We start from the raw sequence: 26330 nt of genomic DNA, 5'->3' as shown, positions 1-26330 counted from the left end.
GGCAGTCAGCATCTCAGGGGCCTTGTTCGTTGCGTCGCCGGGCGGCTGCCGGGTATGCGCACAGCGATCATGAATCATCACTTCGAGTGAATCTCTGGCCTGCGCTTGCGGTGCTGAACCGGCGGTTGCGACGCTGTTGCAGTCTGTCAACCTCTTGGGGAGTGGCCTGTGACTTTCGGTGAGCAGCCCGCCTATCTGCGCGTTGCGAGCGATCTGAGAGAGAAGATCGTCAACGGTTCGCTGCCGCCGCATACGCGCCTGCCGTCCCAGGCGCGTATCCGCGAGGAGTACGGGGTCTCGGACACCGTCGCGCTGGAGGCGCGCAAGGTGCTGATGGCCGAGGGGCTGGTCGAGGGCCGGTCCGGCTCCGGTACGTATGTGCGCGAGCGCCCGGTCCCGCGACGGATCGCCCGTTCCGGCTTCCGGTCCGAGACCGGAGCCAGCCCGTTCCGGCAGGAGCAGACGGCCGAGGGGGCGCGGGGGACCTGGGAGTCACGGAGCGAACAGGAGGGGGCGAGTCCGGAGATCGCCGAACGGCTCGGGATCGAGCCCGGCGACCGGGTGATGCGTACGCGCTACGTCTTCCGGGAGTCGGGTGAGCCGATGATGCTCTCGACCTCCTGGGAGACCCTCGCGGTCACGGGGCGCACGCCGGTGATGCTGCCGGAAGAGGGCCCGCTGGGCGGCTGCGGGGTGGTCGAGCGGATGGCCGCCATCGATGTCGTCGTGGACAACGTGGCCGAGCAGGTCGGCGCGCGCCCGGGGCTGGCGGAGGAGCTCCTGGCGCTCGGCGGCGTGCCGGGGCATGTCGTGATGGTGATCGAGCGCACGTACTACGCGTCGGGGCGGCCGGTCGAGACCGCCGACGTGGTGGTTCCGGCCGATCGTTATCGGATCGCCTACCACCTGCCTGTCCGGTGACCGGCCACCGGAAGGGCCGTTGCTGCTGGCTGACCGATAGCCGGTGGAACCCGTCCGGCGCCCGTGACGACGAATTAACGTCCGCGCAGGTCCCGTAACAGCCGGGCCATCGTCTCCCGTGATGGCTTGTCATGTCCTGCTCCTAACTTTCCCGTTCGAACCCGCACACCGGACTGACGAACGGGAAGTCACCGATGACGGACACAGCCATACCCCAGACGGCCGGGGCTCTTGAGGCGGCTGCCGCCCCAGTAGCCCCGGCTGCCGCGCCGGGAACCCCAGGAGTCGCAGCAGCCCCGGATGGCGCGCCGGGAGCCCCAGGAGCCCCGGATGGCGCGGCGGGAGCTCAGGATGGCGCCCCGGTGGGCCCGGACGTCGCGCCGGGTGCCCCGGGAGACGGAGCCGGATCCCCGCCGCCCAGGCGCAGTTACGCCAAGCTCGCCGCCGACGAGAGCCGTGAGGACTACTCCCTCCGCTACGCACCGCACTCGTTCCGGCGCTGGTCGCCCGGCGTGGTCGCGGGCACCGCGCTCGGCGGCATCGCCTATCTGGCCGACTTCGCCATCGGTGCCTCGATCGTCTTCACCTACGGCTTCACCAGTGGGTTCGCCTCGATCATGGCGGCGGCGACGATCATATTCCTCACCGGCATCCCCATCGCACGAGCCTGCGCGAAATACGGCCTGGACATGGACCTGGTCACCCGGGGCGCCGGATTCGGCTACTTCGGTTCGACGCTGACCTCGTTGATCTACGCGTCCTTCACCTTCATCTTCTTCGCCCTCGAAGGCTCGATCATGGCGCAGGCCATGCATCAGGCCATCGGCCTGCCGGTCCAGGCGGGCTCCTGATCACCACCCTGATCGTCATCCCGATCGTCTTCCGGGGGATGGGAGCCCTCGCCAAGGTCCAGGCCTGGACCCAGCCGATCTGGATCATCGGCATGGTGCTGCCGTTCGTCGTCCTCGCCTTCGAGGCGCCGGACGCCTGGGGCGCGTTCGGCTCCTTCGCCGGTACGGAAGGCGCGGGTTCGGGATTCTCCTGGGTCGGGTTCGGCCTCGGCACGGGCGTCGCGCTCTCGCTCATCGCCCAGATCGGTGAGCAGGCCGACTACCTGCGCTTCATGCCTGCCAAGACGGAGGCCAACAAGCACCGCTGGAACATCGCGGTCCTCGCCGCCGGTCCCGGCTGGGTGATCATCGGCGCGGCCAAGCAGCTCGGCGGTGCGCTGCTCGCCTTCGTCGCACTCGAAGCGGTCGGCAAGACGCACGCGCTGGAGCCGATCGCACCGCAGATCGAGGCGCTGAAGCCCTGGCTCGGCTCGTTCGCCCTGCCGGCCGCCGCGCTCTTCGTGATCGTGTCGCAGATCAAGATCAACGTGACCAACGCCTACAGCGGCTCGCTGTCCTGGTCGAACTTCTTCTCCCGGATCACCCACCGTCACCCCGGCAGGGTCTGGTACATCTTCCTCAATCTCGTCATCGCGCTGACGCTGATGGAGATGAACATGTTCGCCGCCCTCAACAAACTGCTGGGCTTCTACTCTAACGTCGGCATCGCATGGATCGCGGCCGTCGCCGCCGACCTGGTCATCAACAAGCGGATCGGCCTGAGCCCTCCGTACATCGAGTTCAAACGGGCCTACCTGTACGCGGTGAACCCGGCGGGGTTCGGCGCGATGCTGATCGCCTCGACCGTCTCGATCCTCGCCTTCTTCGGGCTGTTCGGCACGTACGCGGAGGCCTTCTCCACCTTCATCGCGGCCGGCCTCTCGCTGACCCTCTGTCCGCTGATCGCCTGGGCGACCGGAGGCAAGTACTACCTGGCCCGGCCCAATCCGGTGAACGGTCCGGGAGTCGAGGTCGCGGACATCACCGCAACCCACACCTGCTCGGTCTGCGAAACGGCCTACGAGCTCCCGGACATCGCGGACTGTCCCGTGCAGTCCGGCCCGATCTGCTCGCTGTGCTGCTAGTTGGACGCGGAATGCGGGGATGTCTGCCGCAAGGAACCGGCCAACGGCCCGGTCCTCATGCCGATGCCCGTACTGCGCGACGGCGCGGGGGAGAGCGCGGCGGCGAACGCGAGCCGGGTGTAGGCCGCCCCGGCCGCCCTCCGGGCCCGTCCGACCGGCTCCGGGCAGCTGGGGGCGGGTCGGAGCGGGTTGGAGCGGGCCGGTCAGAACCGGCCAGGGGGCGCAGTCAGTTGGCTGCGCCCCCTGGTGCTTGGTCCACACCTGGCCGGATCGGTATCTCTTTGTGCAATTCCGTATTCGTTGTGTGAAGGTCGGGCGTACGCTCGGGCATATGCGTACTGCGGTTTCCTGGGGATCCTTAGAAACATGCACGCCGTTCAGGGGAGGGGCGCAATGCTCGGGAGGGACACGATGAGCGACAGCGGTGCCGTGCTCCCTTGGCTGGTGATACGGCAGGACGACAACGGCAACCGCTACCGCGTGGGCAGGTACGCCACGCAGGACGAAGCCCAGCGGACCGCCGACAAGCTCGATGTCTGCGGCCACAAGCAGCTCTACTGGGTGGAGCGTGCCGGGCAGGCCGCACGGCCGTAACGCGCGCCGTTCCGGTCGTCCGGCGGAACCCTCAGCGGTGGCGGGCTGGATGCGAGCACCTGAGGTGCTGGACGCCGGTACGCGTGCCCGGATCCTGGTACGCGCGCCGCGCCCTGCACGCGCGCCGCATCCCGCATGAGTGCCGCATCCTGCACGCGTGCCGCGCCCTGCGAGGCCGGCCGGCCCGGTATTACGCTCCGGGACATGAGTGATCGCGTGGTGGTGGCCGGAGCCGTGTTCGACCGGGGGCGGCTGCTCGCGGCGCGGCGCAGTGCCCCGCCCGAGCTGGCCGGCCGATGGGAACTGCCCGGCGGCAAGGTGGAGCCGGGTGAGAGCGGTGAGCAGGCACTCGTGCGCGAACTCCGCGAGGAGCTCGGCATCGAGACGGAACCGCTGGAGCGCGTCCCCGGCCAGTGGCCGCTCAAGCCCGGCTACGTGCTCCGGGTGTGGACCGCCCGGCTGGTGTCCGGCGTGCCCGAGCCTCTGCAGGATCACGACGAGCTGCGCTGGCTCGGCCCCGGTGAGGGCGACTCGGTCGACTGGCTGGAGCAGGACCGGCCCGCGGTGGCCGAAGCGCTACGGCGACTGGCCGACGGCGCACACCACTGAGCGGAACGCGGGCCCTGCGGCGCGCACCGCGGGGACCGTGCGCCCTTTCTTTCCGCGTACACCCGTTCGTGCGCATGGCCTTACACCCGTACGCCCCATGTGCCGTCGCCGACCGGTATTCCGTGTCGAATATCGGGTATGTCCTTTTTAACCCCCGCAAGTAGGGCGTTCTCCGTTGCTGGTCTTGGGAAGTGATCGGCGTGATCGATACCAAAGGCGACTGCGCCGAGTGGAGCTTTCCGGCTGTTCCCGGCGCCGTGCGCACGGCACGGCACGCCGTTCACGAGGCGCTGCGCGGCTGGGGGCTGGACATAGCGGTCGGGGATGTTGCTGTCCTCCTGGTCAGCGAGCTGGTGACCAACTCCATGCGCTATGCGTCGGGGCCCATCGTTGTGCGAGTGGTGCGGCCTCATTCCCATGGTGACGGCCCCGCCGCGCATGCCGGTCTGTTGGTGGAAGTCTCCGATCCGCTTCCGGATCCGCCCACCGAACGTACGGCGGGACCGGACGACGAGGGTGGCAGAGGACTGCAGCTCGTGGCCTGTTCCGCCAGGCGATGGGGGATCAGGTGCGGAAAGAGTGGCAAGACGGTGTGGTTCGAGCTGGCCCTGCCTGGTTAGGAGTGGGGTGGGACGAACGGCGATCACCAGAGGTTGTACAGAACCTGGCTGAAAGGGACTGAGACCGTGCTGTGATCGTGAACGCCGTGTCGGTGAGGGCCGTAGTGCTGAATACTGCGGGCAGGACCGGTCCGGTGTGTGAGCTGGAGGGGACGGTCGCGTGAGCGAAATACCTGGGACAGCGGGCGACGTCGTGTGGCAGAGCAGTCCGCCTGGCTCGATCTACGACTACATCAGGGTCGCCTCCTTCTCGATCGGCCCCGACGGCCTGATCGAGCAGTGGAGCCGCCGGGCCGCCGGTCTCTTCGGCGTTCCCGCGCACGAGGCGCTGGGCAAGGACCCGGTCGAGGCCTTCATGCCCGGTGAGCTGCGCCGTGATGGCCATCGCCGGATCGGCGAAGTGCTCGACGGCAAGGAGTGGACGGGACTCGTCCCCTTCCGCATGCCCGGCGAGGGCGCACTCCACGGTCTCGCCGAGATCTATGTGATGCCGAGTGAGACGGCGACGGGTGAACGGGCCGCGGTCTGCATCGTCGTGGACGTCCGCGCGCTCCGCGGCATCGAGACCGACCTCGCGGCCTCGCAGGCGATTTTCGGCCAATCTCCTTTCGGCTTCGTACTGTTCGGTACCGACTTCACGGTGCTGCGGGCCAACCAGCGCTTCGCCACCGTCTTCGGCGGCCGGGCCGACGACCACCGCGGCCGCACCGTCCACGACTATCTCGCCGGCACGGAGGCCGACCGGCTGGCCGCCACCCTCAGCCGCGTGCTGACGACCGGTGAGGCCGTCACCGACCTCCAACTCGTCGGCACCGCCCCGGGTGAACCGGAGCGTCGGCACTGGTCGATGAACCTCTACCGGGTGCACAGCGGATCGGGTCGCCCCATCGGCATCGCCGGAATCGCCACCGACGTCACCCGACGCCATATCGCCGCCCGTGAGGCCGCCAGCGCCAGGCGCAACCTCGCACTGCTCAACGAGGCCAGCGCCCGCATCGGCAACTCCCTCGACCTGGAGACCACCGCCCGCGAACTCCTCGACGTCGCCGTACCGGGCTTCTGCGACCTGGCATCTGTCGACCTCTACCAATCGCTCCTCACCGGTGAGGAGGCGCCGCCCGGCAGCTGGAGCTCTCTGCGTCAGGAATCGGTCGGCGGCTCCGCCGAACTGCGCCGCGTCGCCTTCGCCAGCGCCGTTTCGGATGCGATGCCCGACGCCATGTCCGACGTGATGCCTGACGCCATGTCGGACGTGATGCCCGATGCGATGCCCGGCAGCGGGTCCGGCACGGCCATCGGCCCCGGCACGGCCATCGGCCCGGGCACGGCCATCGGCCCCGGCCATGATCCCGGTCGTGGTCCCGGTCGTGGTCCCGGTCCTGGCGCGGCCGCCGGCTACGGGCCCGGCCCTGGCGCCGGTCACGGTCGGGGCGCCGGTCACGGTGGTGATGACGCCTCGCTGGGCCAACCGGCCGCCGGACCGCCCTCGCTCGGAGCGGTGCACCGCTACCCGTTCAACTCGCCGTGCGCCATAGCCCTGCGCACCGGCCACATCGAGGACGTGCCCGGCGACGACCGCGGATTCGTCCAGTCCACCTTCGCGGTGCCGATGGTCGCCCACGACACCGTGGTCGGCCTCGTGCAGTTCTCCCGCACGAAGGGCAGTGAGCCCTTCGGGGAACGGGACCGGGCACTGGCCACCGAACTCGCCGCCCGCGCCGCCGTCTGCATAGACAACGCCCGCCTCTACCGGCGCGAGCACGAGCGCGCCCTGATACTTCAGCGCAGCCTGCTGCCCCCCGGCGACCCCGAAGCAGCCGGCCTCGACATCGCCTGCCGCTATCTGCCCGGCAACACGGCGACCGAGGTGGGCGGCGACTGGTTCGACGTGATCGAACTTCCCGGGCACCGCACCGCCCTGGTCGTCGGTGATGTGATGGGCCGCGGACTGCGCGCCGCGGTGGCCATGGGGGAACTGCGCACCGCCGTAAGGACCCTGGCCCTCCTCGACCTGGAACCTGCTGAGGTGCTCTCCGCGCTCGATGAAGTCGCCCGAGGCCTCGGTACCCCTGGTGGCAGTACCTCCTCCGACGGGACCGGCGGCGCCCAGTGGCCCTCGCGGGCCGCGCACAAGTCCCGAGAGGCGGACCTCTCCGAGGTCTATCTGGCCACCTGTATCTACGCCGTCTACGACCCGGTCACCCGACGGTGCACCTTCGCCAATGCCGGACATCTTCCCCCTGTCGTGGTCGAGCCGGGTGAACCGGCGCTCCTGCTCGACGTCCCGCCCGGCATGCCGCTCGGTGTCGGCGGCGAGCCCTTCGAGGAAGTCGAGGTCGAACTCAAGGAGGGTGCCCTGCTCACCCTCTACACGGATGGTCTCGTCGAGTCCCGCGACCATCCGCTGGACGAAGGACTGGAAGCGCTGCGCGGCGCCCTCGTCGAACCCGCGCCGCTTCTCGAAGACGTCTGCGACCGCGTACTCAGCACCCTCGACACCCGCCACGGCGAGGACGACATCGCCCTGCTGATGGCCCGCATCCAGGGGCTGCCGACCGGAGCCGTCGGGGACTGGCGGCTGCCCCGCGAACCCCGCTCGGTCGGCCGTGCCCGCGAGCTCGCCCGCGGCCAGCTGCTCGCCTGGGACCTCGACGACCTGGTGGACACCACCGAACTGCTCGTCAGCGAACTCGTCACCAACGCCCTGCGGTACGGCGAGGGCGAGATCAGGCTCCGACTGCTACGCGACCGTACCCTTGTGTGCGAGGTATGGGACGCGGGTCTCGTCCAGCCGCGGCGACGCCGGGCACACGACACGGATGAGGGCGGCCGCGGTCTGCAACTGGTCGGTCTGCTGAGCGCGGCCTGGGGGGCGCGCCGTACCCCGCGGGGCAAGACGGTCTGGTTCGAACTGCCGCTGCCCGATGGCCGGCCCGCCGCCGAGCGCACGGTCGAGGAGCTTCTGAGCATGTTCTGATCGTTCTCATCGTGCTGATCACGGCCCGGACCGGACTCATGAGGACGTCTTCAGGGCGGCGAGACGTGCCTCGACCTCTGCGCTGGCCCCCAGCGTGTCCAACTGCTCGAACTGGGCGTCCAACGACGACGCGGCAAGCTCCTGCTTGCCCACCGCCTTCGCCTCCTCGCGCCGCACCTTGTCCTCGAACCGGCTGATCTCACTGGTCGGGTCGAGGACATTGATGTTCTTGACGGAGTCCATCATCTGGTTCTGCGCCTGTGCGGACTTGGCTCGCGCGACCAGCTCGTCCCGCTTGGCCTTGAGCTCTGCCAGCTTGGCCTTCATCTGATCCAGGCCGGACTTGAGCTTGTCCACCACCTCCGTCTGCGAGGCGATGGTGGGCTCCGCCGTCTTCGCCTCCTTCTCCGACTGGAGCTGCCGGCCGAGCGCGACCTTGGCCAGGTTGTCGAACTTGTCGGCATCGGCCGCCGATCCGCCCCCACGCAGCTCATCCGCCTTGCGGCTGGCGGCGAGCGCCTTCTCGCCCCACTCCTTGGCGGCCTCGACATCCTCCCGGTGGTCCTGCTCCATCAGCCGCAGGTTGCCGATCGTGGCTGCCACGGCCTGTTCGGCCTCCGAGATATTGGACGTGTAGTCGCGGATCAGCTGATCCAGCATCTTCTGCGGATCCTCGGCCTGGTCGAGGAGCGCGTTGATGTTGGCCTTCGCCAGCTGCGTGACGCGTCCGAGAATGGTCTGCTTGCTCATGGCACCTCTCCTGTGTGTCCAGTGCTGCTTCGCCCAGTGGTGCTGCGACTAGTGCTGCTGTCACTAGCGGTGTTGTGTTCCTGGGTTGCTGTCTTCAGTGCTGCTTACAAGCGGTGCGGTCAGAACCGGCCGCCCCCGCCACGCCGCCCGCGGGTGCCCCCGCCGCCGAAACTGCCGGGCCCACCGCCCCCGCCGAACCCCCCTCCGCCCATCCCCCCTCCTCCGAATCCACCGCCCCCGAATCCGCCTCCCCGCCCGTCGCCACCCAGCAGTCCGCCGAGGATGATCCCGCCGAGGACCGCACCGCCCATGCCCCCGCCCCCACTGCCCACTCCTTGTACACCGCCCGGTCCATTTCGGTTCCCGTATGCCCGTACGTCCTGTTCCGCCATGCTCTGTGCCTGCCCGGCCAGCGAGTCCGCCTGATGCGCCTCGGCCAGCGCACCCTGTGCGTCGTCCGCCCCGGACAGTTCACCGGCCCGCTCCAGCCTCCGCTGCGCCTCCGCCAGGCGGGTCCTCGCCTGGCTGCCGACCGCGCCCCGATGGGTGCTGATGTAGTCGGCGGCGGCGCCGATCGCCGAGCGGGCGGTGAGCATCGTCTGGTCGAGGAGTGAGCGCGCCCGCAGGTTGCCCTGCTCCCGCTCGCGGGCGCCGGCCAGCGCCTCGTCCAGCGCGGCGTCCGCCTCCTCAACCCGGCGCAGCGCCTCGATCGGGTCGTACGGACCGGCCCCCAGCTCTTCCCGCACGTCGCGGATCACGGCTGTCGCGCGGGCGATCCGGCCCCGGAGGTCCGCCGTGGAAACCCCCTCGACGGTTCCTTCCAGCAGCCCGCCCGCGTCGGCCAGGTCCGTCTCCGTCTCGGTGAGCGCGGCCGGCAGCTTCCCCGCCGCCTCCTCGATCTCCCCTGCGCGCCGGTCGACGGCGTCGACGAGAGTGGTGGCCTGGCCGACCGCGCCCTCGGCGGCCCGTACATATACGGCTGCGGCCGCGTTGTCGCCGCCGTCCACCGCCTGCCGGGCCTGGTTGAGCGAAGACGTGGTGAAGACGAGCCGGTCCTTGGCCTGTTCGACAGCGCCCGCGACGGGGGCGGAGGCCGACTCCGCGTATCGACTGCGCATGGAGGCGAGGGTCTCCTCGGCCGCGGAGACCCGGCCCGCGAGCGAACGGAACGCCGTCTCGGCCGCGGCGAGGGCCTGCGGGGCGTTGCGTTCGAGCGCACGGAGCCGGTCGAAGTCCTCGGAGACCGCGTCCAGGCGGGTGTTGGCGTCCGCGCAGCGGCTGAGGATCTCGTCCAGCATCCGCCGTCGGGTGGCGTCGTCCTCGGGAATGGCGTCGTCGAGCTGCTGGCGCAAGCGGAACGCGGCCGTGAGTTCACCCCTGGCGTAGGTGACGGCCTCGGTGAACGGCGCTGCGGCCTCCTCTCCGAACTGGGCCGTGGCGAACCCGAGCTCTTCGTCGCTGGTGCGGACCGCGTCGTCCGTGGCGACCAGCGTCTCCTTGGCTCGGGCATCGAGCTCCGGCAGCGGAGCGGGTGGTTCCGCTGGTGCGCCCCGGCCGGCGCCTCCCGTTCCCCAGCCGGTCGCGCCGGGCGTCGTGCGAGTGGCCGTGCGCCGCTTCCGGCGGGTGTACGCATAGGCGGCGGCCGCCAGGGCTGCGACCACGACGACGACCGGAAGGACCAGGTCCCCGGCGTTCGTCCCGCGGGACTCCCCCGCACCCGGGTCGTCGGCACCCGGAGTGATCGTCGGCGTGGGTACGGCCCCGCCGGCCAGTACGGCGGAGTACCCGTTGGCAGCACCGATCGCGGCGCCCGCCCAGTCGTTCTCCCTGAGGGCCGGCTCGATGGCGGTCGACGCCACATCCTGGAGCTGGGCGTCGGTGAGCCGGGAGTCCTGGTCGACCGAGTACGCGTACTGCCGGTCATGGGTGGCGACGGCGAGCAGGACGTCATCGCGGCCGAGGCCGTTGCGGTCGGCCGTCTCGTCGGCCCAGCTCTGCGGGGACCGTCCGGAGAAGTCACGGACGTACACCACGAAGAGCTGGACGCGGCGTTTCTCGTACAGCTGGTCGAGTGCCGAGACCGCCTGGTCCTTCCGGTTCCCCAGCGCGCCCACTCTGTCGGTGATCTGCCCGTCCCGGGACAGTGTGACGGGATCGTCGGCGCGCGCGGCCGGTGCGGCGGGAAGGGCCAGCCAGCACACGGTCATCAGGACGGCGAGCAGGGCCCGGCCCGGTAAGAGGGTCCGGGTTCGACTCAAGGGCGGCGTCACGTTTGTGAGGCTATGTCCACCTCCGGTGGCCCGCGACCCGGCCCATGGCCTGCCCGGCGGACCGGGAACGGCCCCGGGATCTGGTGCGTCCTGCTTCTCGTACGGGAGTGCCCGCAGAGGGGCACGCCCCGGTGTTCGTGCAGCCGGAGTACACCGACGAGACAACCACCGGGACACAAGGGGGCGCGCACGTGCGTGGACGGATGAGGCGGGCGGCAGCGGCGGTACGTAGGGGAACGGCCTGGCTAGTCGGGACCTGGCCGAGGCGGATCGCGCTGGGGCTGGTCCTGGTGCTCGTGGTTCCGGTGCTCACCGCGGGCGTCGCCCTGCGGCTCAACTTCACCGGCGACCCCGGGGACGGCACCCGGACCCGGGGCCGCGATGCCATCTGGCTCGGGCACGCCTGGGTCGACGGCCGGAAGAAGGACGCCGACCTCGCCGCGTTCGCCGCCCGGATCAAGGGGACGGGCATCAAGGACCTGTACGTCCACGCCGGGCCCCTGGAACACGACGGCACGCTGCCCGCCGCCCGCTACCCCGGGGCTCACTGGCTGATCGAGGCCGTGCACCGCACCATGCCCGGCATCCGGGTCCAGGCCTGGCTCGGCGACAGGCTCGCGTCCGAGGGCGACGAGGGGCTGCACCTGGAGCGCGCGGCATCGCGCGACGCGGTCGTCGGGTCGGCACGGCAGATCCTGGACGCAGGTTTCGACGGTGTGCACTTCGACCTGGAACCGCTGCACTCCGGCGACGCCCACTACCTCTCGCTCCTGGACGACCTGCACGCTCTCACCCGGGCGCGCGCGGTGCCGCTGTCCGTGGCCGCCCACCAGATCGACCCGCTGCCCGCCGCGCAGACCGTCCTCGGTGCGCTCTCCGGCCGGGGGAAGTGGTGGTCGCAGAAGTACTTCGGCCAGGTGGCCCGCAGGGTCGACCAGATCGCCGTCATGTCGTACGACACCTGGATGCCGCTGGAGGGCCTGTTCGGCGGGTACGTCGCCGAACAGACCTCGCTGGCCCTCGAAGTGACGCCGCGCGATACCGACCTGCTGATGGGGCTGCCGTTCTTCCACGAGAACGACCTGGGGCACCACGCGTCGGCGGAGACGGTCGCGGCCGCGGTCCGCGGCACCAGACTGGGACTGGGGCGCACGGACCGCGGCCGGGAACGGTTCGGGGTCGCGCTCTACGTCGATTTCGCCGCCGAGGACGGTGACTGGGCGGCCTATCGGGAGGGCTGGCACTGACCTGCCCCGCCGGTCGGCGGCCGCCGGGCTCAGATGCTGAAGCGCTCCTTGGCGAGCAGCGGCCGTACCCGGGAACGGAACCCTCCGGTCCGGAACGGCTGCTGCAGTAGTCCCGGGCGGATCGCCTGGGCCAGCGCCGCGGCGATCATGCCCTGGTCGAGGGCGAGCTGGTAGTCGCTGACCCGTCCGGTGGAGACGTTGACGGAGTCCCGGAATCCGTAGCCGTCGTGGTAGGCACCGAAATCGCGGTCCAGGGCCCGAAGATTCGCCACCGCCTCCGCCGGTGCGTAGGGCAGGGCGAGAAACGAGGCGTGCGGGGTGACGACACCGTTGGTGAATGCCGACGGGGGCGGCAGCGGGGCACCGTCCGTCGTGTAGGTGCGGTCCGTGTTGGAGGCGTAGCCGTCGAGCTGCATGCCGAGCGCGTCGACCCCGTACTCCTGGTACCCGCCCTCGGGAACGTTGGCGGGGGAGAAGCCCCAGTACCCGTACTCCGCCTCTGACCTGCCGTGCTCGATCTGGCTCCGCACATACCGCTGATGGGTGCGGCCCCACGACTTCGGTGACCATTCCGGTTCCGGCACGAACAGCGGAACCATCAGCGCCTCGAACATCGACCCGCCCCAGGTCGGGACGAGCTTGCGGCCGCCGTGCGTGTAATGGCCCTGCCAGACACGGATACCGTCCATCGCCACGTAGCTGCCCCGCGGCTGTTGCTCCTGCTCATTTCCGGGAAGCATGGTGCGCAGCAGGTGCCAGTAGTGGTCGGCAGGCAGAGTTCCGTCCGCGATGCCCAGGTAGCTGGCCATCCGGGGCTCGGTGTTGAGCGCGCCGTAGTGGTGGTCCGTGGGTTCCCCGGTGTCGGTCCAGAAGCCGCCGCGCAGCTGGCCGGGTCCGGCGACCGGGTCGGCCGGGTCGAAGGGTGTGTAGTAGTAGGACCAGTCGGCGTCCGCCAGGATGCGGCCGATCCGGGGCCGCAGCGCGGGAGCGGCATCCGCGGCGATGCGCAGACCGGTGATCAGCCAGGCGTTGTCGACGGAGGAGAGGAACGGGCGGACGGGGTCGCCGGTACCGGGCCACTCGGTCAGCACCGAACCGTCGTGTGCGTCGTACCAGTTGAGCCAGAAGCCATGATGACGCTCCAGCTTCTCCACGGACCGGACCGTGCGCTCCAGCCTGCGCCGCATCGCGGCGTCGCTGATCACCCCGAGCCCGCCGGCGGCGACGGTCGACCACAGGCCGCAGCCGATATTGGTGGGCGAGGTCTGGCGCGACTGAACGGGACCTCCCGGACCGCTCACGTCGATCTTGTCGACGGCGAGCCCCAGATCGGTCGTCATTGCCTCGATCGAGTGATACGTATCGCGGAACCAGCGCAGCAGCAGCGGTGTATCAAAGGCATGAACAAGATGAGCGGCGTCCGCCGAAGGCGCGGACCGAGCGGTGGGAACGGCATGCGCCGGGGATACGGACGCGGCCCCGAGGGACAGAGCGGCAGCCCCGGTCCCGGTGGCGGTGAGAAACGTGCGACGGTCCATGAATGTCCAGCTCCCGTTGGCAGAAGGGGGATGGGGGATTCTCGTGGCGTGCTCGATGCGGCGGTGAAGCGCCGCGCGGGGGTGGTGCTGCGCCTGTGGCGCCGTTTACGGGTGTCGCATTCGGCGTGTCCCGTGCTGTGGGGCAGGGGTCACGCCGGGAGTACCGGTGCGGGGCCCGGCGGCTGTCAGGTGACGCCGGACCCCGCACGGTGGGGAGCCGTCAGGGGGCTCCCGGTCAGAGGACCGACGTCAGCCGGAGATGCGCGGCAGCGTGCGGGTGCGGCCCATCTCGCCCAGCCAGGTGGCGGACGGCTTCGGCAGCCGCTCGAAGGTCTCCGTGTTCCAGCCGATGAGGCCGAAGGTCGGCGCGTAGGAGCCCCACTCGTAGTTGTCCAGGGCGCTCCACGCGAGGTAGCCCTCGACGCGCAGTCCGTCCTGGATGGCGGACGCGACCTCGTTCAGGGCGCCGGTGTAGTAGTCGATCCGGCGGCTGTCCTTGTCGGTCGCGATGCCGTTCTCGGTCACGATCAGAGGCATGTCGCGGCCGACGACCTCGGCGGTGTGGCGCAGCGCGTGGCCCACGGCGGAGGGGTAGTACTCCCACTGCGTGAGAGTGCGCTCCACATCGTCGGCGGTGGGGATCGGCCCGTCCGTGCCGATCTTGGTCCGGGTGTAGGACTGCACCCCGATCCAGTCGTCGCCGCGGGCGGCCTCGATGAAGATGTCCTCGCGGGGGTGGCGGTAGGCCGCGGTGATCTCTTCGGCGCCGGGAAGGGCCTGGTAGACCTGGTTGGCGATGGTCCAGCCGACCTGGATGTCGGCGTTGATCGCCTTGACCTCCTTGACGGCCGCGTGGTGGGCGGCGATGACGGCCTGGGTGGTCTCGTCGTCGGGGGTCGGCAGACCGGCGGGCGGGAAGCCGATGTCGCCGCGCTTGGCCTGGCCCGCCATCACGGCGATCATGTTCGGCTCGTTGATGGTGCAGACGTGGCTGACACCCTCGCTGATCACGGGTGCGCAGGTGGCGACGTAGCGGGCGAACAGCTCCGTCGCGCCCGCGGCGGTGAAGCCGCCGCGTGCCTCGAACCACTGCGGCACGGTGAAGTGGTGCAGGGTGATCATGGGGCGCAGTCCGCGCTCGATGGCGCCCTCGACCATACGGCGGTAGTGGGCGATCTCGGCCCGGGAGAACTGTCCCTCGGCGGGCTCGATACGGGCCCACTCGATGGAGAACCGGTAGTCGGTGAAGCCCAGTCCGGCCAGGACGTCCATGTCCTCGTGCCAGCGGTGGTAGCTGTCGCAGGCGTCCAGGCTGGGCTCCTGGATGTGGGTGCCCTCGGTGTGCTCCTTGACCCACCAGTCGCTGTTGGTGTTGTTGCCCTCGATCTGGTGGGCGGCCGTGGAGGCGCCCCACAGGAAGCCTTCGGGGAACGGGACCTGGGTGTGAGTCATCGCAAACTGTCTTTCTGGTGCGGTGGGGGAGCGGCCGGCGGGTGCACGGGTGCGGGCCACTTACGTATGGGAGGGGCGGCCGGGGACGGGTCGGGGCCGTCCCCGGGAGCGGACTACTTCATGCCCGCGGTGGCGATGCCCTGCGTGAAGTGCCGCTGGAGCGCGATGAACACGACCAGGACCGGCAGCACGATCAGGAAGGAGCCGGCCATCAGCATGCCGTTGGAGCCACCCGCCTTGTTCGGGTCGGTGGCGAAGGTGGCCAGGGCGACCGGAAGGGTGTATTTATCGGGATCGTTCGTCGCGATGAGCGGCCAGACGAAGTTGTTCCAGGAACCGAGGAACGTGAAGATCGACAGCGTCGCCAGAGCGGGCTTCACCAGCGGCATCACGATGCGCCAGAAGATGTACCACTCGCCGGCGCCGTCCATCCGGGCCGCTTCCAGCAGTTCGTCCGGGATCGACTGCATGAACTGCCGCATCAGGAAGACGCCGAAGGCCCCGGCTGCGAACGGCAGGACCAGCCCGGCGTACGAGTCGATCAGCTGCAGCTTGCTCATCAGGACGAAGAGCGGCAGGAGCATGAGGTTGCCGGGCACCATGAGGGCACCGAGAACCAGACCGAAGATCTTGTTGCGGCCCGCGAACTTCAGCTTGGCTAGGGCGTACCCGAGCATCGAGCAGAAGACCAGGTTCGAGACGGTGACCAGCACCGCCACGATCACCGAGTTCATGAAGTACAGCGGCAGATCGAGCTTGTCGAGCAGGTCCCGGAAGTTGTCCAGGGTCCACTCGGTCGGGATCCAGACGGGCGGGCTCGCGGTCAGTTCGCTGGTCGTCTTGAAGGAGGACAGAGCCATCCACAGGAACGGCGCCGACATGATCAGCAGACCGAGCGACAGCAGGACGTAGACGAAGATCCGCTGCAGGGACCTCGGCTCCCTGCCGCTTGCCTTCCGCTCGGCCTTCCCGGGCTTCTTCGACGGCGCCGTCGAGACGGCGCCCGGTGCATTGGTGGCGCTCATTTCGTGTTGTCCTTCAGCAGTCGGAGCTGCAGCACCGTGATGCCCATGATCACTACGAAGAGGACATACGCCATGGCGCTCGCATAGCCCATGTGGAAGAAGTTGAAGCCCTCGCGGTACATGTTCAGCGAGACGGTGAGCGTCGAGTCCGACGGCCCGCCCTGCGTCATCACGAAGGGCTCCTCGAAGACATTGAGGTAGCCGATCGTGGTGATCACGGTGGCGTAGAGCATCGTGGGCCGCAGGAGCGGGATGGTGATGCCCCTGAACTCCTGCCAGATGCCGGCACCGTCCAGTCGCGCGGCTTCCCGTACCTCGGTGGGAATGGCCTGCAGACCTGCGATGAAGAGCACCATGACCGTGCCGACGTTGCGCCAGACCGCCATCGCGATCATCGACGGCATGGCGAGCGTCTCGGAGCCCAGGAAGTCCGGAGCGGTGAGGCCCACTTCGGAGAAGAGGCCCGCGACGAGACCGTCGCTCGGATCGAGCACGAAGCGCCAGACGACGGCGACGGCGACGATGGTGGTGACGACCGGGGCGTAGAAGCCGACGCGGAAGAAGGTCCGGGCCCGGTCGATGCCGTTGTTCAGCAGTACGGCGACGATCAGTCCGAGGAAGATCGTCAGCGGCACGCCGATGACCACGAAGTACGCCGTGTTGAACAATGACTTGAGGAACTTCTCGTCGCTGAACAGCTTGGTGTAGTTCTCGAATCCGATGAAGTTCGCGTCCAGCGGGTGCGTCACGTTGCGCAGCCCGAAGTCCGTGAAGCTCATCACCAGGGTGGCGATGATCGGGACGGCCATGAAGACGAGGAAGAGAACGAGGAAGGGAGTGGAGAACAGCCAGCCGGCCACGTTCTGCATACCCAGCGAGGGCTTCCTGCGGCTTCGCGAACCCTTGGGCCCGGCGGCCGGGGACTTCGCGGTCCCCGGTCCGGCCTGCACCTTGGCCGACTCTGCGGCCTTTCCGGTCGTGGTGCTCATGGCTCCTACTTCACGAGGCCTTCGATCTGGGACTGCGCCGTCTTCAGCGCGTCCTCGGCGGACGCCTTGCCCTGGGTCACCTTCGCGATGGCCTGGTCGACCTTGTCGGTGACCTCGGTCCAGTTGGAGAGCGACGGGGAGGACTTGGCGGTGTCCATCTGCTTCTTGAAGATCTGCAGATCGGTGTCGTTGGCGAGGTCACCGGAGGTCCAGGCGGCGGTGTTGGCCGGGAGGTCCTTGGTGCGCTTGTACCAGTCGGCCTGGCCCTTGGTGTCCGTCAGGTACTTGATGAACTGGGTGGCGGCGGCCTTGTGCTCGCTGTCCTTGGAGATCACCAGGGAGGATCCACCGGCCATCGAGACGGAGGACTTGTCGGTGGGGACGTTGGCCACCGCCCACTTGCCCTTGAGCTGCGGCTGGCCCTCGTTCAGCAGGGTGACGTGCCAGGGGCCGCCGAAGAACATCGGGACACGGCCGTTGCCGAAGTCCTTGACCACGTCGTAGCCGGGCTGCACGGACTTGTTGGAGAGCCCCTTGGAGAAGTACGAGCCGTACTCCTTGAGCGCCTTGACGGCCGCGGGGCTGTCGATGACGACATCGCCCTTGTCGTTGACTATCTCGCCGCCGGCCGAGTACAGGAAGGAGTAGAAGTTCTGCACCGTGTCCAGGCCGCTGGGCTGGATGGACAGGCCCCACTTGGTGCCCGCCTTCTTCTGGTAGGCGGTGGCGAGGTCCTGCAGCTCCTTCCAGTTGGTCGGAGCCTTGGTGATGCCGGCCTTCTTGGCCAGGTCGGTGCGGTAATAGAGGACGCGGGTGTCGACATACCACGGCACGCCGTACGCCTGGCCGTCCACCTCGCCCTGCTTCCAGCCGGCCGGGAAGAAGTCCTTCTCTTGGAAGGTCTTGGTGTCGACCGGCTCCAGGACACCGAGCTCGGAGAACTCGCCCATGTAGCTGCCGCCCATCTGCGCCACGTCCGGCATGCTGCCGGCGGCGGCCGCGGAGACCAGCTTCTGATGGGCGACGTCCCAGCCGACCGGGGTCACCTTCACGGTGATGTTCGGGTTGGCCTTCTCGTAGACCTTGGCCACATCCGCGAGCTTCTCGCCCTCGGCCCCCATGGCCCAGACAGTGAGCGTCTGCTTCTTGTCCGCGGCGACATCGTCGCCACCGGAGCTGCCGCACGCGGTCAGACCGAGAGCGAGCACGATGGCGATACCGATACCGGTGGAGGCGGTTCTGGCGATGCGGGGCATGGAGGGCTCCTCCTTGAGCAATCCGAATGTATGCGCTGCCTGTAAGCGCATACATCACTCTGCGGCAGGGATTCGGGAATCCGCAAGAGGGTGCTAGGTCACACTCGTGCAACGTATTGGACATCTGAATGTTCAACTTGGAACGGTAAGTGTGCTGTTTGTGAAAAAGGGAGCGATGTGACCGATTTCGCACGCTTGCGAAGCGTGATGACCGGCGGCCCGGATCGCGTCGAGAGGGAGGCGTTATTGTCGTGACCATGTCTTCATTCGTCCATGAATTCCCTTTTGACCCCTCGTACGGGCGCACGCTCGACGAACTGCTGGCGATCCCGGTGCCCTCCGCGCCGGACGACTTCGCAGATTTCTGGCGATCCCGGCACGAGGCGGCTCGCAAGGTCGCCACGGCGCCGGAGATCGGGTCGCTGGAGAGCGAACGCGATGGTGTCCGGATCCACGGAGTGACGTTCACCTCGGTCGGCGGGGTGCGTCTGGGGGGCTGGCTCGTACTGCCCGCGGACGGGCCGGTGCGCCATGGGTTCGTCATCGGTCACGGATACGGCGGCCGGCAGGAGCCGGGGCCCGATGTGCCGCTGCCCCTGCCCGGGTCGGCCGCGATCCTGCCCTGCGTGCGGGGCATGGGAGCGCGCGGTCTCGTACCGGGCATCCCGGACGTCTCCGGTGCCCATGTGCTGCACGGCATCGAGTCACGCGAGACGTATGTGATCGGTGACTGCGTGGCGGACCTGTGGTGTGCGGCCTCCGCGCTGCGGGAGCTGGTCCCCGAGCTCGCGGGGGCGGGCCGGCTCGGCTACCGCGGGGAGAGCTTCGGCGGGGGTCTCGGCGCGCTGGCCCTGCCGTGGGACGACCGCTTCGGGGCCGCGCAGCTGACGGTCCCCACGTTCGGGAACCACCCGCTGCGCCTCACGCTGCCGTGCGCGGGGAGCGGGGAGTCGGTCCGGGGGTATCACCGGGAGCATCCCGAGGTCACCGAGGTGCTGAGCTACTTCGACGCCGCGACGGCCGCCGGGTTCCTGGAGCAGCCGACGCTGGTGGCCGCGGCTCTGTTCGACCCGTCCGTGCCGCCGCCGGGGCAGTTCGCGGTGTACAACGCGCTGGCGGGGGAGCGGGAGTTGCTGGTGCTGAGCGCGGGGCACTTCGAGCATCCGGGGCTGGTCGACGAGGCGGCGGCGCTCAGTGCTGGCCGGACACGGTTCTTCGGGGAGCGGCTGGAGCGGTGACGGGCGTGCGGGTGAGCGTGAGAGGGGGAGGGCTCTGCGCGTGGGGTGAGATGTGGGGAGAGGGGGCGTGCGCGTAGGACGCGGGGGCCGCGCGTGCTGCCCGGCGGGGTGTCACGCGACCCGGGCCGGTCAGCCGCAGCCGCAGCTCCTGCGGCGGATCGGGGAGACCGGGAGGGTGAGCGAGACCGGTTCGCGGCCCGCGTTGTTCAGCCGTTGCACCAGCAGCTCGACCGCCTGCTCGCCGAGTTGCCGGATCGGCTGGCGCACCGTCGTCAGCGGCGGCTGGACGATCCGGCTGAGCGGGATGCCGTCGAAGCCGGTCACCGCCATGTCCTCGGGCACTCGCACACCGCGCCTGGCCAGTGCGCGCAGGGCGCCCACCGCCATCTGGTCGTTGGCGAAGAGCATCGCCTCCGGCCGCTGCCCGCCCGCGTCCAGCAGCTGTTCCGCGGCGCCCGCGCCCTCGGCCTGCGTCATCATCGCCGTCCGCACGCTCGGCGCGTCCTGCACCAAGATCCCGGCGTCCCGGCACGCCTCCTGGAAGCCGCGGAAGCGCGCCTCGGCGTCCGGGGAGTCGGTGTCGCCGGCGATGAAGGCGAGCCGGCGCAGTCCGTGGTCCTCGATCAGGTGGCGCGTCAGCTCGCGTTCGCCGTCGGCGTTGGCGACGACGATGTGGTCGAGGTGGTCGATCTCGCGGGGGCCGGCGAGCATCACGACCGGCAGCCGGCGCGATATCACCTCAAGGTCCTCGGTCGGCACGGTCTGCGCCAGGACGGCGAAGCCGTCGACCCGTCCCGCGACCTTCGCGACCAGGCTCTCCGGCCCGCCCTCCAGCGATGCCGCGATGAGCAGGGCGTACCCGTGCCGCCGCGCGGCCCGCTCCATGCCGCGGATGATCTGGTCGGAGTAGAGCATCACCGCGTCGTCGGCGTCGCTGTCCGCCTCGGCGTCGGCTTCTGCATCCGGGTCGGCGTAGTCGGGAAAGCAGAGCCCGAGCACACCGGTGGTGCGGCTGGCCAGGCCCCGGGCGTTCCCGCTCGGTACGTAGCCGAGCTCGCGTGCCGCCTCCAGGACCCGCTCACGGGTCTGGGCGCGCACCGAATCGGGGGTGCGGTAGACCCGTGAAACCGTGGCAATGGAGACGCCCGACCGCTCGGCGACGTCGTACACCGTTGGGGCGCTCACTCGACTGTCCGTCCGCTTCTTCTTCCGTGCCGACACATATCGGCATACGCCTTTTGAAAGCGCATTCACCCTAGATCGCGGGCCGGACGGGAGCAAGGCCATCCCACAATCGACAGGCAACCTTGCAAGATGGCCTGTACATCTTTACGGTGGGCACATGACGCAACCGCCCGCCGCCACCCCCGTCGATCCCACGGCCGAGCAGGTCGCGAACGACCTCGCCGGCGTTGTCGGCAGACTGCTGCGGCGACTGCGTTCGTCGTCCTCGGAGAGCCTGCTCACGCCGACCCAGCGATCGGTGCTGGCCCGGCTGGAGGACGGGGGCCCGGCCACCACGGCGGCACTGGCCCGCGCCGAGTTCGTACGCCCGCAGTCCATGCGGCTCACCCTGGGCGCGCTGGAGGAGCAGGGGCTCGTCGAGCGGGCGCCCGATCCGGACGACGGGCGCAAGTCGGTCATGTCGATCACCGGCGACGGACGCACGACGCTCGCCCAGGTCCGGGTCGCGAAGCGCAACTGGCTCGCCGAGGCCATCGCCGCCGAACTCGACGGGGCCGAGCGCCGCACCGTGGCCGAGGCGACGGCCCTCCTCGACCGCCTGGTCGGTTCATGACCGGCCGCGACCCCGTCCCCGCGATACCCCCGGCATCAGCGATACCCCAGCCGCCACACGCCCCCGCACCGGCACCTGCCCCCGCGTCGCCACATGTACCCGCGTCCGCCCCCGCACCGGCGCCCGGACCCGGACAGGAGGCGCGGGACGACGTGCCCGGGTTCAGTGGCCGGCTCACCGCCCCGCTGCTGATCGGCTCGCTGCTCAACCCGCTCAACACCACCATGATCTCCACGGCCCTGGTGGCGATCGGGCACCACTTCGACATCGGCGCGGCCGACACCGCATGGCTGATCTCCGTCCTGTACCTCGCGAGCGCGGTGGCCCAGCCCGTACTGGGCAAACTCGCCGACGTGCTCGGCCCCCGCCGCGTCTTCCTCGTCGGACTGCTCGTCGTCATCGCGTCCGGCCTGGTCGGGACGGTGGCGCCGAGCTTCGGCTGGCTGATCGTGTCCCGGCTGCTGCTCGGTATCGGTACGTCGGCCGCCTATCCGGCCGCCATGGCGGTGCTGCGCGACGAGTCCGCCCGGATCGGCCGGGCCACCCCGCGTTCCGTCCTGGCCCGGCTCTCCTTCGCGGCGCTCGGCAGCGCGGCCGTCGGCCCCACGCTCGGCGGGCTGCTCGTCATGGTCGTCGGCTGGCGCGGCATCTTCGCCGTCAACGTGCCCGTCGCGCTCATCGCCTTCGGCGCCGCCCTGCTCTGGATCCCGGCGGACCCGCCGCGCCGACGGGCCGCCGACGGCAGTACGCCACGGCTCGACCTGGACCCGCTCGGCATCGCGCTCTTCACTGCCGCCCTGACCGTGCTCGTCTTCTTCCTGCTCGACCTCGCCCACCCGATGTGGTGGCTCCTCGCGCCCTTCGCGGTGCTCGGCGCGGCGCTGGTGCGGTGGCAGCTGCGACGCCCGAACCCCTTCATCGACCTCCGGATGCTGGCGGGAAACGCCGCCCTCTCGCGGACGTACCTGCGGCACGGAGTCAGCTATCTGCTGATCTACTGCGTGATGTACGGATACACCCAGTGGCTGGAGGAAGCCCGTGGCTATTCGTCCGGGCACACCGGTCTGCTGATGCTGCCGATGTCCGTCGCCGCGCTCGTCTGCTCCCTGCTCGGCGCCCGCACGAAGGGCATCCGTGGCCCGCTCACTCTGGCCTGCGTACTGCTCACCGCCGGGGCGGGCCTGCTGATGTTCCTGTCCGGGGACACCCCGCTCGCCGTTCTGCTGCTCGCCGGGGCCTGCTTCGGCATCCCGCAGGGGCTGATCGGTACGAGCAACCAGGCCGCCGTCCAGGCCTACGCCCCCGCCGAGTCGATCGGTTCCGCCGCAGGCCTCCAGCGCACCGCCCAGTACATCGGGGCCATCACCGCGTCCAGCCTGATCGCCCTCGCGTACGGCCAGTCCGCCGGCGACCGGGGCCTGCACCTGATGGCCGGCGTCGCCGCCGTACTGGGGGTCCTCCTCATCGTTCTGACCGTCACCGACCGCGCCCTGCGCGGCCGTACCTGACAACCGTTCCGCACCACTCAGCAAGGAGCACCACCATGAGCGCCACCACTCTCGACCCGAAGACCGCGCTGGTCGTCGTCGACCTCCAGAAGGGCATCACCGGTCTGCCCACCGCCCACCCCAGCGCCGATGTCGTCGCACACGCCGCGACCCTCGCCGACGCGTTCCGGGCCAAGGGCCTCGCGGTCGTCCTGGTCCGCGTCACCGGCGGCGCCCCCGGCCGCACCGAGGGCCCCGCCCGCTCCGGTCAGCCCGCCGCCGACTGGGCCGACATCGTCCCCGAGCTCGGCCCGCAGGAGGGCGACATCGTCGTCACCAAGCTGACCTGGGGCGCCTTCTACGGCACCGACCTCGACCTTCAGCTGCGCCGGCGCGGCGTGACCCAGGTCGTGGTGGCCGGGATCGCGACGAGCATCGGCGTCGAGTCCACCGCCCGCTCCGCGTACGAGCACGGCTATAACGTCACCGTCGCCACGGACGCGGTGACCGACATGAGTGCCGAGGTCCACGACAACAGCATCGAGCGGATCTTCCCGCGCCTCGGTGAGACCGGCACCACCGACGCCATCATCAAGCTCCTGGGCTGACCGCCCGCGCGGCGGGACCCCTCAGGACGACGGGTCCCGCCGCCGGATCCCGGCGGGGCCTCGGTCGCACTTCCGCAGTCAGAAATTGACATGAGCATGCTAATCAAATCTGTCCCGATCCCTGGACCGGCGGATTCAGGCCAGTGTCCGGTTCCGCCGCACGGGTGAGCTTCGGCCCGGCTGCGCCGTGTCTGCGGCGCCCCTCGCGCGTGAGCGCTTTCAGTGGATGAACGGAACCAGTGTGATCAACTGCAAATGCCACCAAACACGCATAATCCGGTCCATTCGGTTACGGGTGGTCCGGGCCGTCTCCGGAGGTATCAGCCATGTCCCACGTCGGCGTCCCGCGCGGGGCAGCCCGAAAGCGCCGCTCGCTCGCGCTCCTGACCACGGGAGTGCTCACGATCCCCGTGCTGGCCGGCTGCAGCTCCGGCAAGGAGGAGGCGCCCACCCCCGTCGTCCCGCAGGACGTCGCGCCCGCGGCCCGCACCCAGGTCGCGGACGGCGGCACGGTCAACTGGGCGATCGACGCGATGCCCGCCACCCTCAACGCCTTCCAGGCGGATGCCGACAGCGCCACCGGCCGGATCACCGGCGCCCTCCTGCCGACGCTCTTCCCGCTGGACGCCAAGGGCCGTCCGCAGCTGAACCCGGACTACCTGGAATCCGCGAAGGTCGTCGAGAACGAGCCCCGGCAGGTGGTGCTCTACCGGCTCAACCAGCAAGCGGTCTGGAGCGACGGCCGGGAGATCGGGGCACCGGACTTCGTCGCGCAGTGGCGGGCGCTGAGCGGCAAGGACTCCGCGTTCTGGACGGCCCGCAACGCCGGCTACGAGCGCATCGAGAAGATCGAGCGCGGCGCCGACGACCTGGAGGTCAAGGTCACCTTCGCCAAGCCGTACGCGGACTGGCGTTCCCTCTTCTCGCCGCTGTACCCGAAGCAGGTGACGGGCTCCCCGGACGCCTTCAACGACGGGGCGCGGTCCACGATCAAGGCGACCGCGGGACCCTTCCGGCTGCGCGACGTGGACAAGGAGACGGGCTCCGTCACGCTGACCCGCGACCCGCGCTGGTGGGGCAGTCCCGCCAAGCTCGACTCGCTGGTCTTCAAGGCGGTCAAGCCGCAGGACCGTACAGAGGCGCTCACCGAGGGAAAGATCGACGTCGCGGACATCGACCCGGCGGCGGCCCACCGCATCGCCCAGGCCGCCCGCGACGCCGGCAACAGCGGGCCGGCCGGCCACGGCCCCGGCTCCGGGACCACCCCGGCCGCCGCCCTGCGGTCCTGGGCACTGGCGCACGGCTCCGACGAGGACGCGGCCGCGGAGGCACAGGCGGCCAGGGACGAGCAGGCGCGGGCGGCCGAGGCGTACGCCACCGAGCAGAACGATCTGCGCGGCTACGTGGTCCGCAAGTCCCTGGAACCCGCCTACACCCAGCTGGCCCTGAACGGCGAGACCGGGCCGCTCGCGGACGACCGGGTACGCCGGGCCGTGGCCCGCGCCCTGGACCGCCAGCAGCTCGTCGACACCGTACTCAAGCCCCTCGGCCTGCCCGCGGCCCCGCTCGGCAGCCACCTGGCTCTCGCCGGACAGCCCGGTTACAAGGACAGCAGCGGCGCACTCGGCGGTCAGGACACCAAGGAGGCCCAGGCGCTGCTGGCCGACGCGGGCTGGACGCAGGAGGGCGCCCTCAAGAAGACGGATGGCACCAAGGCGGGCAGCCAGGGCGAGAAGCAGACGGACAAGAAGGCAGAGGCCGACAAGAAGGCGGCCGAGGACAAGAAGGCTGCGGACGAGAAGGCTGCCAAGGAACAGGAAAAGGAAAAGGCAGAGGGAAAGAAGGACGACGGCAAGAAGGACGACGCCGCCGGTCGCGAGCCCGCCAAGGATGACGGCCTGTACATCGTCGGCGACGACAGCAAGCCCGGTGAGGCCGAGGGCGCCGTCACCCGCGTCATCGCCCCGGCCCCCGCCGCCGCCGTGCAGAGCGCCGCGCTGCTGCGCCAGGCCGGACGCCTGGGCGAGACGGGCACCTCTGAGGACGCCCCGGCCAGGATCACCGCCCAGGACCGGCAGCCCGGTGGCGCCGCCGGAGCCTACGCACCGGTCGGCACCGCGGCGCCCGCCCAGGCGCCCGACGCGGCCCGCGGCCCGCTCGGGAAGAACGGCAAGCCGCTGTCCCTGAGGTTCGTCCTGCCCTCGGGGCCCGACTCCGAGTCGCTGCGCACCGTCGGGGACAAGATCGCGGCGATGCTCGACACGATCGGCATCCGTACCGAGATCACCAAGGTCTCCGACGAGAGCTACTTCCGGGACCACGTCGCCTCCGGTGACTACGACCTGGCGCTCTACTCCTGGCCCGCGACCGCCTATCCGGCCACCGACGACCGCCCGATCTTCGCCAAGCCGGTACCGGCCACCGACGGCTCGCTGCTCGTCGAGCAGAACTACAGCCGCGTCGGCTCCGACCACATCGACCAGCTCTTCGACCAGGCGGCCGGGGAACTCGACGAGAGCGCGGCCACGAAGCTGATGAAGCAGGCCGACGCCCGGATCTGGGCCGCGGCGGGATCGATTCCGCTCTACCAGCGTCCGCAGCTCGTCGCGACCGACAAGAAGCTGGTCAACGTCGGCGCCTTCGGCTTCGGAGTGCCCCACTACCAGGACATCGGCTTCAAGAAGCCGCAGGCGGCCGGCGCCCCCGCCGCACCCAGGAAATAGCAGGTCAGCGCAGAGTTCCGAAAGCTCAGAACTGGCTCAATTCCCTTGCCCGCCGGCCTGCCGGCGGGCAAGGCTGTGTGCACCCGCTGACCCGGGCAGCCGCTCCGCCCGGCGGGTTCCGGGGCCCCAACCCCGTAGATCCTGCCGCGGAGTCCCGCTCCGAGCCCCGCCTCGGGGCCGCGGCTTCGGAGCCCCACCTCTGAAGTTGCTCAAGTCCCGCGTCCGCGCAGTCCGCCCCGGGGATCGTGGTCAT

At 69.9% G+C, this 26330-nt stretch carries 19 protein-coding genes and 1 pseudogene; 12 read left to right on the top strand and 8 right to left on the bottom strand.

Features of this window, described 5'->3' with window-relative positions; translation table 11 throughout:
* The first annotated feature begins 168 nt into the window (after positions 1-168).
* The 6 genes and pseudogenes from RLT59_RS12460 (at position 169) to RLT59_RS12435 (ending at position 7696) form a co-directional block, all read left to right on the top strand.
* Positions 169-921 carry a GntR family transcriptional regulator gene (locus RLT59_RS12460; protein WP_311303465.1) on the top strand — a complete coding sequence of 251 codons (753 nt, stop codon included), beginning with the start codon at positions 169-171 and terminating at the stop codon, positions 919-921.
* A 362-nt stretch (positions 922-1283) separates the two neighbouring features.
* Positions 1284-3019 (top strand): annotated as a pseudogene (locus tag RLT59_RS12455) (purine-cytosine permease family protein).
* A gap of 270 nt (positions 3020-3289) precedes the next feature.
* The gene (locus RLT59_RS12450; protein WP_311303464.1) at positions 3290-3490 is read left to right on the top strand and encodes an SPOR domain-containing protein; all 201 of its coding nucleotides are present in this window, start codon (positions 3290-3292) and stop codon (positions 3488-3490) included.
* Positions 3491-3694: 204 nt separating this feature from the next.
* Entirely contained in the window at positions 3695-4099 is a 405-nt protein-coding gene (locus RLT59_RS12445; RefSeq protein WP_311303463.1) for a (deoxy)nucleoside triphosphate pyrophosphohydrolase, read from the top strand.
* A 191-nt stretch (positions 4100-4290) separates the two neighbouring features.
* The gene (locus tag RLT59_RS12440; protein WP_311303462.1) at positions 4291-4719 is read left to right on the top strand and encodes an ATP-binding protein; all 429 of its coding nucleotides are present in this window, start codon (positions 4291-4293) and stop codon (positions 4717-4719) included.
* 193 nt (positions 4720-4912) lie between these two features.
* The gene (locus RLT59_RS12435) at positions 4913-7696 is read left to right on the top strand and encodes a SpoIIE family protein phosphatase (protein ID WP_311307705.1); all 2784 of its coding nucleotides are present in this window, start codon (positions 4913-4915) and stop codon (positions 7694-7696) included.
* Positions 7697-7732: 36 nt separating this feature from the next.
* Here RLT59_RS12435 and RLT59_RS12430 read toward each other — a convergent pair whose 3' ends face one another.
* Positions 7733-8446 (bottom strand): PspA/IM30 family protein, encoded by a 714-nt coding sequence (locus RLT59_RS12430; RefSeq protein ID WP_311303461.1) that lies wholly within the window; start codon positions 8444-8446, stop codon positions 7733-7735.
* A 119-nt stretch (positions 8447-8565) separates the two neighbouring features.
* The gene (locus RLT59_RS12425; RefSeq protein WP_311307704.1) at positions 8566-10704 is read right to left on the bottom strand and encodes a TPM domain-containing protein; all 2139 of its coding nucleotides are present in this window, start codon (positions 10702-10704) and stop codon (positions 8566-8568) included.
* A gap of 215 nt (positions 10705-10919) precedes the next feature.
* Between RLT59_RS12425 and RLT59_RS12420 the strand changes: the two genes are divergently transcribed.
* A complete protein-coding gene (locus RLT59_RS12420; protein ID WP_311307703.1) occupies positions 10920-11963 on the top strand; it encodes a glycoside hydrolase family 18 protein in 1044 nt (347 codons plus the stop codon).
* A gap of 29 nt (positions 11964-11992) precedes the next feature.
* Here the strand turns inward: RLT59_RS12420 and RLT59_RS12415 are convergent, their stop codons facing one another.
* The 5 genes from RLT59_RS12415 to RLT59_RS12395 form a co-directional block, all read right to left on the bottom strand.
* Positions 11993-13501 (bottom strand): glucoamylase family protein, encoded by a 1509-nt coding sequence (locus tag RLT59_RS12415; RefSeq protein WP_311303460.1) that lies wholly within the window; start codon positions 13499-13501, stop codon positions 11993-11995.
* A 249-nt stretch (positions 13502-13750) separates the two neighbouring features.
* Positions 13751-14953, bottom strand: coding sequence for a glycoside hydrolase family 1 protein (locus RLT59_RS12410; RefSeq protein ID WP_311303459.1), 1203 nt, complete (start codon positions 14951-14953; stop codon positions 13751-13753).
* Positions 14954-15066: 113 nt separating this feature from the next.
* Positions 15067-15978, bottom strand: coding sequence for a carbohydrate ABC transporter permease (locus tag RLT59_RS12405; protein WP_311303458.1), 912 nt, complete (start codon positions 15976-15978; stop codon positions 15067-15069).
* A complete protein-coding gene (locus RLT59_RS12400) occupies positions 15975-16967 on the bottom strand; it encodes a carbohydrate ABC transporter permease (RefSeq protein WP_311303457.1) in 993 nt (330 codons plus the stop codon). Before RLT59_RS12400 ends, RLT59_RS12405 begins: the two co-directional genes overlap by 4 nt.
* Before the next feature lie 5 nt (positions 16968-16972).
* Positions 16973-18223, bottom strand: a complete 1251-nt coding sequence (locus RLT59_RS12395; protein WP_311303456.1) for a sugar ABC transporter substrate-binding protein — start codon at positions 18221-18223, stop codon at positions 16973-16975.
* 257 nt (positions 18224-18480) lie between these two features.
* Here RLT59_RS12395 and RLT59_RS12390 point away from each other — a divergent pair, with 257 nt between their 5' ends.
* Entirely contained in the window at positions 18481-19461 is a 981-nt protein-coding gene (locus tag RLT59_RS12390) for an acetylxylan esterase (RefSeq protein ID WP_311303455.1), read from the top strand.
* A gap of 129 nt (positions 19462-19590) precedes the next feature.
* Here RLT59_RS12390 and RLT59_RS12385 read toward each other — a convergent pair whose 3' ends face one another.
* A complete protein-coding gene (locus tag RLT59_RS12385) occupies positions 19591-20646 on the bottom strand; it encodes a LacI family DNA-binding transcriptional regulator (protein WP_311303454.1) in 1056 nt (351 codons plus the stop codon).
* Positions 20647-20803: 157 nt separating this feature from the next.
* Here RLT59_RS12385 and RLT59_RS12380 point away from each other — a divergent pair, with 157 nt between their 5' ends.
* The 4 genes from RLT59_RS12380 (at position 20804) to RLT59_RS12365 (ending at position 26077) form a co-directional block, all read left to right on the top strand.
* Positions 20804-21259, top strand: coding sequence for a MarR family winged helix-turn-helix transcriptional regulator (locus RLT59_RS12380; protein WP_311303453.1), 456 nt, complete (start codon positions 20804-20806; stop codon positions 21257-21259).
* The gene (locus RLT59_RS12375) at positions 21256-22767 is read left to right on the top strand and encodes an MFS transporter (RefSeq protein ID WP_399125288.1); all 1512 of its coding nucleotides are present in this window, start codon (positions 21256-21258) and stop codon (positions 22765-22767) included. The genes RLT59_RS12380 and RLT59_RS12375 overlap by 4 nt, the downstream gene beginning before the upstream one ends.
* A gap of 35 nt (positions 22768-22802) precedes the next feature.
* Positions 22803-23354, top strand: coding sequence for an isochorismatase family protein (locus RLT59_RS12370; RefSeq protein WP_311303451.1), 552 nt, complete (start codon positions 22803-22805; stop codon positions 23352-23354).
* A gap of 326 nt (positions 23355-23680) precedes the next feature.
* Positions 23681-26077: an ABC transporter family substrate-binding protein gene (locus RLT59_RS12365; RefSeq protein WP_311303450.1), complete on the top strand. Its 2397-nt coding sequence runs from the start codon at positions 23681-23683 to the stop codon at positions 26075-26077.
* The last annotated feature ends 253 nt before the right edge of the window (positions 26078-26330 follow it).

Source organism: Streptomyces sp. ITFR-6, assembly GCF_031844725.1.
Classification (GTDB): Bacteria; Actinomycetota; Actinomycetes; order Streptomycetales; family Streptomycetaceae; genus Streptomyces.
This window is presented reverse-complemented; position numbering and strand designations above follow the sequence as displayed.